The organism is Novosphingobium sp. FW305-C-30-35 (genome assembly GCF_058783135.1).
In genome coordinates, this window is the sequence record NZ_JBYSYJ010000002.1 from 460,620 (window position 1) to 474,882 (window position 14,263).

Sequence of the window (14,263 nt, forward strand, 5' to 3'; positions counted from 1 at the left end):
CCTAGCGGCAGCGCGGGCCGGACGGGCCCTCCTGCCGCAGGCACGGACGCAACATCGGTGGCGGCGTGTGATCGACGAACTGGGTCGGACGCGCTGGCCACTTCCCCGAAGCGATGCGCTGTTCAAGATGCGCAATCGCCGCAAGTACCTGTTCGGGGGGCAAGCGGCAGTGCCCCGCTCCCTTGTGCCAGAGTGGCTGCATCATCGCAGGCGGCGCAGCGTCGGCATAGGCGCGCTGCAGCGAAGGTGAGGTCAGCCCATCGCCCACCGCCTGCAGCGACACCAGCGGCACGCGCGGGCGAGCTGATGGCGTATAGTTATCAAGCATGTAGCGCACGGCTGATGGCTTGGCGCTGATCCTTGGGGCACGGGCAAGCGTGGCGAGATCGCGGCTCAGGCTCAGCCCGGCCTTGCGATACATCGCCTCCACGAAGGGCCGACGTCCCGAACGATCCAGTTGCCGGGCGTAGTTCACGCCGGTGTTCCACGAGAAGACGCCGCCCGCGCGGCTCTCCTGATCATTGCGCGGCATGAAGGTGCCCATGACCAGCGTTGCGGCGATCTCGTCAACCTGCGCTTCGGTATCGTCGGCAGCGGGTTCGGGACGCTCGGGCCGGGTCCAGCCGGGAATGCCGCCGAGCACACCCGCCAGTGCGATCCGCGCCCTGCCTTCGCGGGTTTGACGGGCAGCATCGATTGCCGCCATGGCCTTGCGGCCATTGGCCATGTCGTCAGCGACGTTGACCAGCGACAGCCCGGAATTGGGCGCGATCAGGGCGGCGGTGGCAAAAGCCCCGTCCAGCCCCATGTTCATCATGCCGACCGCGCCGCCGATCGAAGGGCACATCGCGAGAGCGCCGTCGATCACTGGCCTGTCCTGCTCGGCCAGCGCGGTGGAAATGAGGCCGCCCATCGACGACCCCCAGGCCAGCACGCGTGCCGGGCGCCCTTCGCGCGCGACAAAGGCCTCGACCGTGGCGCGCTGCGCGGGCACAGCCTGTTCGAGCGACCACCCTCCCGCGCCATAGTCCGACGCCACCAGCGCATAACCCTTGGCGAGCAGCAGATCACGGTACTGCGCAGGCGCGGGTTCGGCCGGGTCGATGCGGGGGGAGTAGCCGTGGCTCCACAACAGCAGGCTGCCGTTGAAGTTTGCCGGAACCAGTGCCTGCCATTTCGCCCCGCTGGCAAGTGTGCCCTCGATCATGCGCGAAACGGGCGCTGCATCCTGCGCGACGAGCGGAGCGGCAAGCATCGCCAGAGGGGCGAGCAGCAGACGCAGCTTCACGCCACTGGCTCCTGCGCCAGCCACGCGAGAATATCGGCACGGTCTGCATCTAGACGGGGCGGTGCGGCAAGCGTCGGACCCGCCTGCCCCGCCACACGGTAGCCGGGGCCGGGAATTTGAACGCATTCCTGGGGGAGACCGGGAATCTGAAGATCCACCAGTGCGCCCTTGCCTGCAAGCGCCCCAGCCTCGTCCACGCGACGCACCATGCCGCAGGGAATGCCTGCATTGCTCAGGCGCTGCTCCCAATCAGCGGCATCGCCCGTGGCGAACACGGCCGAGAGAGCGGCGTGCATGGCATCGAAATTGGCGCGGCGGGCGTCGGGCGTGGCAAAGCGTTCATCGGCCAGCCAGTCCTCGTGTCCGAGTTCGCGCGCGAGTGCAGCGAACTGCGGCGGCTGGACTACGCCGAGCGAGATCTGCCGCCCATCGCGCGTGGTGAACAGCGACGCCGTCGGCAATCCGCTATAGCCGGTGTTGCCCATGCGGCTCATCGGCTTGCCGGTCACGAGGAACGGAGTCAGCGCCGAGGTCATGAAGGCGAGGCTGGCATCGAACATCGATACATCGAGCTTGCTGCCCCCACCGCCACGCTCGCGCTGCATGAGCGCGCCGAGGATCGCCATGGCGGCGGTCTGTCCGGTCAGCGTATCGACGATGGGGAAGCCCACGCGCACCGGCGGATCACCCTCGTCGCCACTCAGCATCATCATGCCACTGGTGGCCTGCACGATATTGTCGATGGCCGGCCAATCGCGGTGCGGGCCTTCCTGGCCATAGCCGGAAACCGAGCAGTATATTAGGTCGGGACGCAGATCGCACGCAGCCTCGTAGCCAAGACCGAGCCGCGCCATGACGCCGGGCCGGAAGTTTTCGAGCAAGACGTCGGACCGGGCGATCACGCCCCGGGCAATGGCAAGATCGCCCTCGTCCTTGAGATCGAGCGCGATCGACTTCTTGCCGGCATTGGCAGCGATGAACGCGGGCGACATCCCGTCGTAGCGCCGGTCAGCGCCATAGTTGCGGAAGCCATCTCCGCCCTTGGGCTCGATCTTGATGACCTCGGCCCCCATCATCCGCAGCAGGTGCGAAGCGTAAGGCCCAGCCATGACGTGGCTGAAGTCGGCAATCCGGATGCCGGAGAGCGGGCCGGTGGCTGGAGGCGAAATCATGGCTTCTCCGGAAATTGCTTGCGGACCACGGTCCATTGCTTGTCCTTGCACAGCCCGCAGTCGGGGCCGGTAAACATCGCGCCCGCCTTGGCCTTGCGTTTCAATTGCCAATCGAGCCAGGCCGCGCCGATGCGGCCATAATCGCCACCATTGGCAAGGCCGAAGGTGCCGCCATGGCCGATGGCCGAGTTGGCGAAGAACACCGGCACATGGGCAATGCGCGACACATCGTCAGACCCGTTGGGGTAGGCAATGTCGTCAGGCCCGCCGAGGATGTAGGCAACGGGCGTGTGCAGCCTGGCGAGATCGTCCTTGGTAATGCCAACGCCGCTCAGGCCCGAGCCTGCGCGCACATAGACTCCGCTGTTGAAGGCGACGACCGCGCCGATGCGTGGATCGGCACCGGCTGCAAGGGCTTGCAGGCCGCCGCAGGAGTGCCCCATGACGGCAATGCGTGAAAGATCGGCATGGGGCGCGAGATCGCTGCCCCTGACCCAGTCGATCGCGCCAAGCAACTGGCTTACCTGCGTTTCGTCCGGCGTTGCTCGGGCCGGCGGAGCCCCTGTTGGGCGCGGGCCGTTTGCGGGAGGAAGTGCGGCAAGCACCGGCCGCTCCTCGCGCGGGGCGCCATTGGCAACGACCATATAGCCGTGGCTGGCTAGCTCACGCAGGAAATGGCTGGCCGACAGGCCGTTGTCGCGACAGCCGCCATTGCCCCACAGCACCAGTGGCAAGCGCTTGCTCGGCCACTTTGCGGGGCGGTAGATGGTGTAACCCGGCGCATCGGCGCGGCCTTGCGCAATGGCAGGCATTCCGCCGGAACCAGCAGGCATACCGATCGTCCGGGCACTCTGCGCCTCTGCTGTGAGCGGGGCGATGCCGAGCGCGAGGCCCAGCAGGAAGGATGTCATCTTCTTCATGTGCCACTCCCGCAGGTAATCCGGTCCCGTCCCTTCACCGCTGCGCGGGCGGAACGGAATGCAGCCTCGCCATCGATGCCATAGGCGGCAAGGCCGCGCGCATTGGCTTCTGAATCGCGCAGGTAGATTGCGTCGAAGCGCTGCTGGTCTGCCACGCTGGCAGGGTTGAAGGTGACCTTGGCCGCCACGGCTTCGGCCTTGCCCTTCTCGACCGCGGCGCGAACCTGGCGAGCCAGCGCCGCTTCCCACACGACGATGCCATCGGTCAGGACCTGACGATCAGCCTCGGACAAGGCGTTCCAGCGCTTCTCGCTCATCGCGCGCGCTGGATAGGCACCTCGGGGCACGGCGATCTGGTAGAAGTGCTTCGAGATTTCGGCAAAGTGCAGCGACTTGAAGGTGTCTTCCGGCGCGATCACGCCGTCGATCACGCCCTTGGCCATGGCAGAGTAGACTTCGCCCATCGGCATGTTGACGGGGTCCGCACCGAGGGAGTCCAGCACGCTCAGGAGTTCGGTCGGCGCACGGATGCGCAGGCCCTTGATGTCATCCAGACTGCGCACCTGCCGGTTGGCCGTAACGAGACCGGGCAGCGTGCCGCCCTGCACCGCAAGCACCTTGAGCCCTGCCAGTTCATGCCCGACCTGCGGATTGGCGCTGGCGATGCACCCATAGAGCGCAACCTGCGATTCCACGCTGTCCGCGCCCTGATAGAAGCCCGACTGGATGCGGATGAGGTGCGTGCCGCCGCGCACGTAGATCGGCGTGATCAGGCCGATATCGGCCACGCCGTGGCGCAGTTCCTCCATCGACATGTCCGATGAAAGCAGCGCGCCCGACCATACCGGCCTGATCCGGATGCGCCCGTCCGAGCGCTTTTCGACAAAGGCCATCCATTCCTGGTCGGCCTTGGAAAACGGATGGTTGGGGCTGTAGGGCGAGGCATAAGTCAGTTCGGTCACGCCCGGATCGACCGGGCGCGCGCAGGCCGCCAGGAGCAGGATCAGCAGGGCGGCGAAGAGCCTCACGCGAGCCCTCGCTTCTGCAGGAACTCCGCCACCATGCCGACCATCCTGTCATGATCCCAATTGGCGGCATCGACCATGTCGGCGTCGATCATCAGCACCGGCACGCCTGCCTTTTCCAGCGCCTCGGCGGTGATCTTGGTGCCGGATTGCGACAGGCGGTTCTCCGGTGGCAGCAGGACAACGCAAGCATCGATGCCGCAGCGCTCTGCTTCGCTAGTCATCCAGCCGTTCATCCATGGCGGCAGGTGCAGCACCTCGTTCATCGAGCAGATGCGGCTGGCCAGCGCCTCCATCGGACGGCCCTGCACTTCGCGGATGTACTGCGGACCTGCAAAGGGCATGTACATCGACCAGACGAAGACCGCGCCCATGCGCTCTTCCAGCGCCTGATAGAAGCCGGGATCGTGCCACACGCCCGCGCCGATCCACATCAGGCGAATCTTCTCATTCGCAGCGGTGCCCTCGCCCGCGGCGATGCGGTTCATCACCTCGTCGCGAAAGCGCCTGGCATGCCCCACCGCCCAGTCGGAGCCGCGATGCCACTGCGGAATCATCGTGTTGGGCATCTGCTCTGCGATCGAGACCGGGCACGGCCGTGCCTTGCCGATGGCCTGCGCCGCTTCCCAGATATAACCTTCCTGCTCGTTGATGCGCTCCATCAGGTAGTGGAGCTTTTCCTCATCGAACTTGCGACCGGTGCGGTTCTCCAGCAGCGCGATCAGGTCGCGCATTTCCGAAACGGCGAGCGCGATGCGATCCGCGTCATAGACCTGTTCCCACTGGTCCTTCGAATGGGCGAACCAGCGCGGATCCTTGTGCTCCCACGCGGGGGCTTCCATCGGGAAGAATTCGCTGCCCAGCGCATCGGCCCACTGCCCGAACACGTGCTGGATGCAATCGCAGGTCATCCGCGCGACAAGCACCGTGGGCTTTGGCAAGCCGCCCCATGGCGCGGTCCTGGGGTCGTTAGCCAGCGTGCAGGCAAGGCCGAGCGAGCAGTACTTGCAGCTGTTCTTCGGGTAACCGGCCTGCGCCATCACCTCGAAATAATGGTTCGAGAGCTGCTTGGCCGAGATGTAGGCCGACCACCACTGGTTGGTGATGATCGGTATGTCCATCACGTGGAATATTTCGTGCGGCGTATCGGCCTGGACGATGGCAAAAGGCTCGCCCTCGTCGACGACGCGGCGCCTGAGGTCTGCTCCGAACTGCTTCTGGTAGGCGCTCGCAGCGGCGGTGCAGGCAAGGTCCTTGCGGCTGCGCTGGCCCGAGGGTTTTGTGATGGGTTCGGCGCTCACTGGAAGACTCCTGCCTGTTCGAGTTCGGCAATCCGGGCCTCTGACAGGCCGCACAGATCGCGCGCGATTTCATGGACATGCTCGCCCATGCCGGGCGCGCGGAAGGGTTGGAACCGATCGCGCGAGAAGCGCAGCGGCGTGGCGATGTGGCCGAAGGGGCCGAGCAGGGGATGGTCGAGCGTGACCAGCGCGCCGCGCCCGATCAACTGGGCGTCGCGCTCGATCATGTCCTCGCAATCCTGCACCACGCCGCAGGCGATGCCGTGGGCCTGAAGCTCGGCGGCGATGGCGTGGTCCCCGCGCAATGCCGTCCATGCGGCGGGATCGGCGCCAGTGATCGCCAGAAGCTTCGCATGGTCAGCCGCGGTCGGGCAGGAGACCGCCACCCAGCGGTCCTCGCCCGCCGCGGGGAGCACGTCCTGCCAGAACACCCGCGCATCGGCATTGCCCATGCGCTGCGGCCGCTCGCCCCGCTTGGCCTGCTCAAGATAATCGCGCATCTGCTGGACGCAGATCTCGTACATCGAAGCATCGATATGGCAGCCGCGCCCGGTCTCGCGCCGATATTGCAGCGCGCCGGCGACCCCTGCCGCCATGACATAGGGCACGATCACGTCGCCGAACGGGACCGCGCCGGGGATAACCGGATCGCGATCCGGCCAGCCGGTCAGGTAAGTGCGGCCCGAGAGCGCCCCGCCGGTGCCATCGACGCCCCATTCCTGCGCCATCGGCCCGGTCTGGCCGAACACGCTGCCCGAGACCATCACGATCCCGGGGTTGCGCGCCGCAAGGCTTTCGTAATCCAGACCCAGCTTGGCCATCGTGCCGGGCGAGAAGTTCTCGACCACCACATCGGCCCAGTCGATCAGGGGATCGATCAGCTCGCGGGCCTCGGCCTTCTTCATGTTGAGCGAAAGGCTGCGCTTGGAGGTGTTGAGGTGCGAAAACCACGGCTTGTCGTCCCAGTTGCCGGGCTTCGAGGCCGAGACCTGCACGTCCAGACGGGCCAGATCGGGCCTGGTCCGCGTCTCGATCTTGACGATTTCCGCGCCAAGGTCGCCCAGTGTCTTGGTGGTGATCGAACCGACCAGCGCCCACGCGAAATCGAGCACCTTCACGCCCGAAAGCGGCCCCGGACGGGTGCCGGTGTGGATGGCGGGCGCGGCAACTTGCGCGCTGCCTTCACGGAACGCAGCGAAGCGTTCGGGCAGGCCATCCGCCGTGTCGAAGAAGCCCCGCGCGGCAAGATGCGGGTCCGCCAGCACGTCTGCCGGTTCGTTGGCAACGCAGGCGTTGATCCCGCGCCGCAAGCCTTCGGTCGCGATCTCGTGCTTGGTTCGCGAGAGGAAAAATGCGGCGATGGCCCCTTCCCACAGACTGCGGGTTTCAGCAGGGAGAGTGGAGCGGTTGTAGGAAAGCCAGTCCGTCCCAGCCATGGGATTGGGCATGCCCGCTTCGTCGATCCAGTCTGACAGCGCCTGGTTGGCGGGCGCGCCGAGGCGCCCGGTCATCAGCGAATGGAAGCACCAGCCATCGGCGAGCCGCCAGATCGCCCGCACCGTCGCCTTGCCATAGGCGAGTGCGCCGCCAACGCGGACCAGCTTGCGCCTGTCGAACTGCCACACCAGCACGCCGTTGAAATTCCGGCTGAAGGCGACTTGCTGGATCGAAACATCGACGTGCTGGCCCTTCCCGTGGCTTCCACGTGCATAGTGCGCCGCCAGCGCGCCCGAGGCGGCCACCATGTCGGCGTGGAAGGTGCAGGCGTCGCCCGCCTCCTTGACCGGGGGCAGGCCGGGTTCGCCTGTGACCCGCAAGGCCCCGCCCATCGCCGAGGCGACCAGCTCGCTGCCCTTCCAGGCCGAGCGTGGCCCGCCCGAACCGAAGGGGGTGACGGATACGTGCACGGCCGCTTCGGGAATGCTGACGCCCTCGAGCCCTTCCAGCCCAAGGTCATCGATCACGAACGACGCGCCTTCAACCGGCCCGCCCAGTTCCGCACCAAGCGATGCCAGGAAGCGTGCGAGCGCACGATCCGCCATGCCGCCGAGTACGGCAACGCGGTGTCCGCTGAGCAGCTTCATGCGGCCACTCCTGCGAGAAAGGCAGAGATTTCGGCATCGATCCCGTCACGGCACGACCAGTCGCGACGGGTGGCGACCATGACCGGCAGCCCTTGCGTCTCAAGCGCGGCGCGCATGGCCGGCAAGTGCCAGACGGTGGTGTCGTCCTCCTCGATCAGCCACAGGATCGCGGCCTTTGCGCCCGAACGCCGCGCAACCTCTGTCAGCGCGCCCGATCGGTCGAAGAAGCCCCGCGTGTCGAGGTGACGGGCGTGAAGCTGGCGAGCAAGCGCGGCGAAGGGCTCTGGTCCCTCGTCTACCGCTGGCCCCATGTCGCCCCACTCCTCGGCAAGGGTGCGGCCAATGGCGGACCATCCGGATTGTTCCACCATCCGGTGCATCCGCCCGTCGGGCAGAGGGCTTCCTGCGATCAGGCACACTTTCCCTCCGCCAGTGCTGGCAACGGTGCCTGCGCGCCGCGCATTTCCTGCCGCGATGGCCGAGTGCAGCGCCGCCTCGCCCACGCCCAGCTGCTCCGCCAGCTTGCGCAGCGCCACCTCGTCGCGGGCAATACTGCTTTCCCGCGGGCTCTTGGCAATGTCGAGCACCAACGGTTCTGGGCCCTTGATCGCGCCGGATCGTCGCAACTCGCACAGGTAGTAGTAAAGGCGCTGCGCACTATCGTCGGCGCGCGAGAACACGACCGCCTCGAGATGGTCGAGCGCGCCGTCGGCCCAGTCCTGCAGCACCGACCGGGTCCACGGCGCGAACTTGCTTTCCAGCCAGCGGTCCGCCGCGGGCATGGCGCGATCCACGTTCCACGTCAGCGGTCCGGCATTGCGCCCGGTCGCCTCCAACAGGTCATGCGGCAAGTTTGGTCCGGCATAAGCAAACATCGTCAGTTTCCAAGCAATTCGGGCAGCCCCAGCGCCAACGCGGGGAACAGGATCAGGATGAGCAGGTGCAAAAGGTCGCTCGCCAGGAACGGCAGCACGCCCTTGAAGATGCGGTTGATCGAAACGTCCTTGGCCACGCCCTGGATCACGAACAGGTTCATGCCCAACGGCGGATGGACGAAGCCGATTTCCATCGCGCGGCACAGGAAGATGCCGAACCAGATGGCAGACATACCCACGCCTTCGACCACCGGCAGCAGGATCGGCGTGGTCAGAAGCATCAGCGCAAGGCCATCGAGCACCGAACCCAGCAGCAGCAGGATCACCGCAACAAGGATCAGCGTGGGTATCGTGCCGAGGCCAAGGCCGGTGACCCAGGCGCCGATGGCGTCGGTCAACCCTGTAACCGAAACGAAGACCGAGAAGACCAGGGCGCCAATGATGACCATGAGGATCAGCCCGCTCGTGCGCAGCGTTTCCTCGAAGGCCTGCATAAGCATGGCGCGATTGAGGCGCTTGCGCCACGCCGCGATGGCGAGCGCGCCCGCTGCACCGATCGACGCTGCCTCGGACGGGCTGAACCAGCCGAGCGCAATGCCGCCGATGACCAGCGCGATCAGCACGATCATGTCGGCGATCCTGCCGATGGCCTGCCACCGCTCTGCCCACGATGCGCGGTCGCTGGCCGGGGCAATATGCGGGCGCAGGCGCACGGCGATCCAGATGACCGCGCAATAGAGCAGCGCCTGCGTCAGCCCCGGCACGATTGCTGCGGTAAACAGTTTGCCAATGGACTGTTCGGCAATGATCCCGAACACGATCAGCGCACCCGAAGGCGGAATCATCTGGCCCAGCGTGCCGCCCGCCGCGACAGTCCCGGTCGCCAGTGCGTCCGAATAGCCGCGCTTGCGCATTTCTGGCAGGGCAACAAGGCCGATGGTCGCTGCCGTGGCGAGGCTCGATCCGTTGATCGCACCGAAGCCTGCGCACCCGCCGACCGAGGCATAGGCCAGCCCGCCGCGCCGATGGCCGACCAGCTTGGCCGCCGCATCGAACAGGTCGCGGCTGGCGTTGGAAGAGAAGAACAGGTGCGCCATGAACATGAACAGCGGCAGCGTGCCCAGTTCATAACGGGTCAGCGTATCGACCAGCACTACCCCGCCCTTGATCAGTGCGGGTTCAAGGCCGAGCACAAGGCACAGCCCGCCAAGTCCGACGAGGCCCAGCGCCACGCCGATCGGCAGGCCCGACAACAGCAGCGCAAAGAGGATCAGGACACCGATCACGCCGGTCGCGGGCGTCGCAAACATCACTTGCGCCCCCTGACGGCTTGCGCGAGCAGCACTGCGGTCGTCGCCAGCAGTGCCAGGTTGGCGAATAGCCGCATCCAGCGCCACGAGATGCCGAGCAGTTCGCTCTCCTCGTGCCCGCTCCACAGATCGGCCATGAGCCACAACGACCCGGCGAGAAGCCCCGCAAAGAACACCGCGCCCAGCAGGCCCGAAAGCCGCGCCATGGCGGCCTTCCCGGCATCGCCCATGCGGTCCACCACCAGATGCACCTTGGCGTGCGCCCGCTCCGCAGTTGCGACCAGCAAGGCCAGCGATCCGGCAACGAGGACAAAGAACTGGACCAGTTCGATGGAGCCCCGCAGCGGCAGGCCGACATGGCGGCCGATCACCGCAACGGTATCGGTTGCGGTTGCGCCGAGCAGCGCGACCCCGCCGAGCAGGGTGATGGCGTTGCGCACCCCGATCATGCGCGCACCATGCCGTCAGCGGCGATGGTGATCGGCGGCAGTCCGGCCTTCCGCGTGATGTCTTCGATATAGCGGGCGATCTCGGATTTCCTCTCGCCTTCGGCCAGAACGGGCCTTCCGGGTGCCAGCACGTCCACCGGGATGATCCCGGCTTCGATCCGGCCATCTTCATGGACTGTCAGTCGCCCGAGCATGGCATTGACCGCTTCCGGATGAAACGGCGCGAGGGTAAAGGCAGGGTCCGGTTCGAAACCGAACAGTGCCTTGCGCCTCTCGGCCCACTCGCGCCGCGCCGGGTGGTCCTGCGCCGGGCTTAGCGCACTCGTCACGACGCAACCATTGCCGAGGCCATGGAAGATCGGCTTGCGCTGATGGAATTCGATCCCGCGAACGATATGCGCGTGATGCCCGATGACCACGTCCGCCCCGGCCTCGATGGCTGCATGGCTGATCGCGCGCTCGTAGGGGGCGAGGCGGGCGGGCGTGTGCACCACCCCCTTATGTAGCGCGACCATGACGAAGTCTGCCTTTTCGCGCACCGCCGCGATATCCTTGCGGAGCACTTCGAGCGCCTGATCCGTCACGCCGACAAGATCGGCGGCAGGGGCGATCGGTCCACCATCAGCAGTTTCGATCCGCAGATAGGCGCAACCGGCCTGGGTATCGCCAGCCCAGCTGTTTTCAGGCCCGACGCAGTTGTAGCTGAGCAGGGCAATGCGCATGCCGCAGCGCTCGACCATCGCCGGCTTGCGCGCCTCGACCAGCGACAGTCCTGCGCCCGATCCGACGAGACCTGCCTCGGCCATGAGCGCAAGGGTATCGGCGATTCCCTCCGCGCCGCAGTCGGCAATGTGGTTTCCGGCAAGGCTCAGCATGTGAAACCCCGCCGCAGCGATGGCGGCAACATTCGAAGGCGGCGCGCCCGGCGCGGGAACGTCGCCTTGTAGCTCCTGTCCCCGCCCGGTGTGCGGCACCTCGAGGTGGCCCACCGCAAGGTCGGCCTCCTTCAGCGCCGGGGCAATTCCCGCCAGCCAGTAGGGGGCATCGGGCTCGTCGAGCACGAGGTCCCCCGCCAGCACCATGGTAACCGCCTTGCGCACTTGCGACCCTTCAGTTCTCAGAACGACTTGCGCAGGCTTACCGCAAACAGCCGCCCGATGGGATCGCTGGCGGTGGCGTCATACCCACCGCTGCCGTTGCCGCTTGGCGCAAGGTTCACGTAAGGCGGATCGGTGTCGAACACGTTGCGCACTTCGAGGCCGAGCGTCATGCCCTTCTCGAAGAACCCGCTTGCCTGCTGGTCGCCGATGCGGAACGTGAGGTTGAGGTCAACCGGGGTGTAGCTCTTCACGTTCTGGCCGCCGACCGTCAGGTTGTTGAAGTAGCCACCGACATGGATCGCCTGCACACGCGCGCTGAACGGACCGTGATCCCAGGTCACGCTGCCCCGCGCCTTGAACTTGAGCGGGTTGAAGATGAAGTCCAGCCGATCGATCAGCGGCGCCTTGGGCGTCAGCGCCACGCGGTACTTGGTGAGGTACGTGCCCGAAGCGTTGAAGGTCAGCGCATCCTCGCTGCCCAGTTCGGCGCGCCACGTGGCGGTGAAATCGATGCCACGGGTGATCGAGACGCCAAGGTTCTGGCTGCGCCCGTCAACGAACAGGGTCACGTTGGCCGGGTTGCCACCAGGGAACGACCCGCCCGCCAGCGTCACGCCCTGCGCCAGCAGCTGCTGCACGCGCGTCGCGGCATCGGTGCCACGCAGGATGATGCCCGTTCCTGCATACTGCGCCTCGGTGCCAAGGATGGCGAGGTTGGAGAGGTTCGCCAGCACCTGGTTCTTGTAGTTCACGTCCCAGTACGTGACCGAGAAGCGCAGGTTGCGGGTCGGTTCGAAGTCCGCACCGACCGACCATGACGTCGCCGTCTCGGGCTTCAGATCGAGGTTCGGGCCCGACAGGGCATAGCCCTGCAACGGCGCGCCGCCCGCCGGGTTCTGGTAGGACTGGCCGAACAGGTTGTTGGAATTGCCGTAGATCTCGGGGATCGTCGGCGCGCGGAACGATGTGCCATAGCTGCCGCGCAGCTTGATCCCGTCGACCGGCACCCAGTTCACGCCGAACTTGGGATTGGTCGTGCTGCCGACATCGCTGTACTTGTCATGACGGACCGCGGCATTGATCTCGAGCCGCTGGAACCCGGGCATGGCATTGTCCGGCCCGAACACGGGAATGAACAGCTCGCCATAGAACGAATCAACCTTGCGGCCGAAGTTGCGGAAGGTGATCGGATTCGTCGGCGCGCCGCGTGCGGAGCCGAGCGCGACCTTGAAGTCCTGCCGCTCATACCCCGTCGCCAGCTTCACTTCGCCGCCCGGCAGCGCGAAGAGCCCGCCGTTGAGCCGCGCTTCGTACGTACGCAGGCGGCCATTTGTCGGCGCAAGAAAGATCTGGTTGGCGATGCCATCAAGCACGGCCTGGCTGGTGCGACCGAGGCCATAGGGATCGAACGCCGTCGCGGGATTGCTGCTGGCGAGCGCGGCGTTGAGGGCTGCATTGTTCACGCCGAAGTAGGAGCCCGAGAAATCATTGGTCTTGCCATAACCAAACAGGGCCTCGGCTTCCCAGCCTCCGGGCAGCTTTGCCTTGATCCCCGGCGTGATCTGCCAAGAACGGGCGTAGCCATAGGAATCGTTGGTCGGCAGGTCGTTCCGGAAGTTGTAGTCGAGCGTGTAGCTCGAGCCGGTAAAGCCATCGGGCCGCACGAAGAAGGCATTGGTCTGCGGCACCGTCAGGCGCGCATTCGAATAGGCCGAGATGCGATAGAACGAGCGCTTGGAATAGAACCCGTCGTAGAACACGTCGAGCCAGTCGGTCAGTTCGTAGCGGCCAGTGCTGTTGACCGAGTCATACTTCTGGCGCGGGATCAGGTCCTGATTGTCGAGCTCGTCGCACTTGTTGAGCGAACCGGCAGTGAGGCTTCCTGCGGTGGCCTGCGTCACCCCGCTGGAGGGAATCGCATAAGTCGTGCCGTTGGCGTTGATATTGCCCGGCGCGCAGCGGACGATGCGATAATCGCCGCCGCCAAAGCGACGCTGGTCGCTGGTGAAGAAATCACGGTCGTCGCCCGAAAGGTTTGAGCGTTCGACATGCTCGTAGGCGACCATGATCTGGCCGCGTTCGAACACTTTGCCCAGCGCTGCGCCCAAGGTATATTCATGGAAGTCGCCCCGGCTGGAGATGCCGGTGCGGGCAAACACTTCGCCACCATCGAGCGAGCGGCGCGGGATCAGGTTGACCACGCCCGCCACCGCGTCGGACCCGTAGATCGCCGAAGCGCCATCGGCGACCACTTCCACGCGCTCGATGCCCAGCGAAGGAATGACCGAAGGATCGATCGAGCGGCTGTTGTTGGTCACGCGGTGGCCATCGACCAGCACCAGCGTGGCATAAGGTCCGATGCCGCGCAGGTTGACCGAGTTGCCATAGGTGATGTTGCCGCTGCCGCCCGATTGTCCGCGCGAGTTCTCGGACACGCCGAGGTCGAAGACCTGCGGGATCTCCTTGATCATGCGGTCGACGGTGACCTGGCTCGAAGCCTCGATCTCCTTGCGACCCAGCGTCGTGACGGTGGAGCCGACCGGCGCCTCGCCGCGCACGCGGCTGCCGGTGACGATGATCTCGGCGTTGCTGGCCGCGCCCTCTTCAGGTGTATCTTGCGCCGCCTCCTGCGCGAAGGCCGCACCCGAAAGCGTGATCGCCAGCGCGCAGCACCCCAGCTTCAGCATGGCCCGCGAGGCCCCGATCCTCTTGCCCTTCATAATCCCCTACTCCTTCCCT

General features: G+C 66.0%; 11 protein-coding genes. All 11 read right to left on the reverse strand.

Annotated elements, in window-relative coordinates:
• Position 1: 1 nt before the first annotated feature.
• Genes AC3WLM_RS18790 through AC3WLM_RS18840 form a run of 11 tightly spaced genes read right to left on the reverse strand, consistent with a single transcriptional unit; the run spans position 2 to position 14,244 of the window.
• Positions 2-1,288 carry an alpha/beta fold hydrolase gene (locus AC3WLM_RS18790; RefSeq protein ID WP_492478420.1) on the reverse strand — a complete coding sequence of 429 codons (1,287 nt, stop codon included), beginning with the start codon at positions 1,286-1,288 and terminating at the stop codon, positions 2-4.
• The gene (locus tag AC3WLM_RS18795) at positions 1,285-2,460 is read right to left on the reverse strand and encodes a CaiB/BaiF CoA transferase family protein (RefSeq protein WP_492478421.1); all 1,176 of its coding nucleotides are present in this window, start codon (positions 2,458-2,460) and stop codon (positions 1,285-1,287) included. The genes AC3WLM_RS18790 and AC3WLM_RS18795 overlap by 4 nt, the downstream gene beginning before the upstream one ends.
• Positions 2,457-3,380 carry an alpha/beta hydrolase gene (locus AC3WLM_RS18800; RefSeq protein ID WP_492478422.1) on the reverse strand — a complete coding sequence of 308 codons (924 nt, stop codon included), beginning with the start codon at positions 3,378-3,380 and terminating at the stop codon, positions 2,457-2,459. Before AC3WLM_RS18800 ends, AC3WLM_RS18795 begins: the two co-directional genes overlap by 4 nt.
• Positions 3,377-4,408: a TRAP transporter substrate-binding protein DctP gene (dctP, locus tag AC3WLM_RS18805; RefSeq protein WP_039336793.1), complete on the reverse strand. Its 1,032-nt coding sequence runs from the start codon at positions 4,406-4,408 to the stop codon at positions 3,377-3,379. Before dctP ends, AC3WLM_RS18800 begins: the two co-directional genes overlap by 4 nt.
• On the reverse strand, positions 4,405-5,706 hold the full coding sequence (locus AC3WLM_RS18810) for a 2-hydroxyacyl-CoA dehydratase subunit D (protein ID WP_052242614.1): 1,302 nt from the start codon (positions 5,704-5,706) through the stop codon (positions 4,405-4,407). The genes dctP and AC3WLM_RS18810 overlap by 4 nt, the downstream gene beginning before the upstream one ends.
• Positions 5,703-7,790 (reverse strand): CaiB/BaiF CoA-transferase family protein, encoded by a 2,088-nt coding sequence (locus AC3WLM_RS18815; protein ID WP_492478423.1) that lies wholly within the window; start codon positions 7,788-7,790, stop codon positions 5,703-5,705. Before AC3WLM_RS18815 ends, AC3WLM_RS18810 begins: the two co-directional genes overlap by 4 nt.
• Positions 7,787-8,665 carry a hypothetical protein gene (locus AC3WLM_RS18820; protein ID WP_427467528.1) on the reverse strand — a complete coding sequence of 293 codons (879 nt, stop codon included), beginning with the start codon at positions 8,663-8,665 and terminating at the stop codon, positions 7,787-7,789. The genes AC3WLM_RS18815 and AC3WLM_RS18820 overlap by 4 nt, the downstream gene beginning before the upstream one ends.
• A gap of 2 nt (positions 8,666-8,667) precedes the next feature.
• Positions 8,668-9,975 carry a TRAP transporter large permease gene (locus AC3WLM_RS18825; RefSeq protein ID WP_492478424.1) on the reverse strand — a complete coding sequence of 436 codons (1,308 nt, stop codon included), beginning with the start codon at positions 9,973-9,975 and terminating at the stop codon, positions 8,668-8,670.
• Positions 9,975-10,424, reverse strand: a complete 450-nt coding sequence (locus AC3WLM_RS18830; RefSeq protein ID WP_492478425.1) for a TRAP transporter small permease — start codon at positions 10,422-10,424, stop codon at positions 9,975-9,977. The genes AC3WLM_RS18825 and AC3WLM_RS18830 overlap by 1 nt, the downstream gene beginning before the upstream one ends.
• The gene (locus AC3WLM_RS18835; protein ID WP_492478426.1) at positions 10,421-11,524 is read right to left on the reverse strand and encodes a CapA family protein; all 1,104 of its coding nucleotides are present in this window, start codon (positions 11,522-11,524) and stop codon (positions 10,421-10,423) included. The genes AC3WLM_RS18830 and AC3WLM_RS18835 overlap by 4 nt, the downstream gene beginning before the upstream one ends.
• A 17-nt stretch (positions 11,525-11,541) precedes the next feature.
• Positions 11,542-14,244 (reverse strand): TonB-dependent receptor domain-containing protein, encoded by a 2,703-nt coding sequence (locus AC3WLM_RS18840; protein WP_492478427.1) that lies wholly within the window; start codon positions 14,242-14,244, stop codon positions 11,542-11,544.
• Positions 14,245-14,263 lie beyond the last annotated feature (19 nt).

Excerpts from the sequence above, each read along its gene's own strand:
- AC3WLM_RS18825 (WP_492478424.1), bottom strand. The coding sequence starts at position 9,975 with ATGTTTGCGACGCCCGCGACCGGCGTGATCGGTGTCCTGATCCTCTTT.
- AC3WLM_RS18820 (WP_427467528.1), bottom strand. The coding sequence starts at position 8,665 with ATGTTTGCTTATGCCGGACCAAACTTGCCGCATGACCTGTTGGAGGCG.
- AC3WLM_RS18830 (WP_492478425.1), bottom strand. The coding sequence starts at position 10,424 with ATGATCGGGGTGCGCAACGCCATCACCCTGCTCGGCGGGGTCGCGCTG.
- AC3WLM_RS18800 (WP_492478422.1), bottom strand. The coding sequence starts at position 3,380 with ATGAAGAAGATGACATCCTTCCTGCTGGGCCTCGCGCTCGGCATCGCC.
- AC3WLM_RS18840 (WP_492478427.1), bottom strand. The coding sequence starts at position 14,244 with ATGAAGGGCAAGAGGATCGGGGCCTCGCGGGCCATGCTGAAGCTGGGG.
- AC3WLM_RS18815 (WP_492478423.1), bottom strand. The coding sequence starts at position 7,790 with ATGAAGCTGCTCAGCGGACACCGCGTTGCCGTACTCGGCGGCATGGCG.
- AC3WLM_RS18795 (WP_492478421.1), bottom strand. The coding sequence starts at position 2,460 with ATGATTTCGCCTCCAGCCACCGGCCCGCTCTCCGGCATCCGGATTGCC.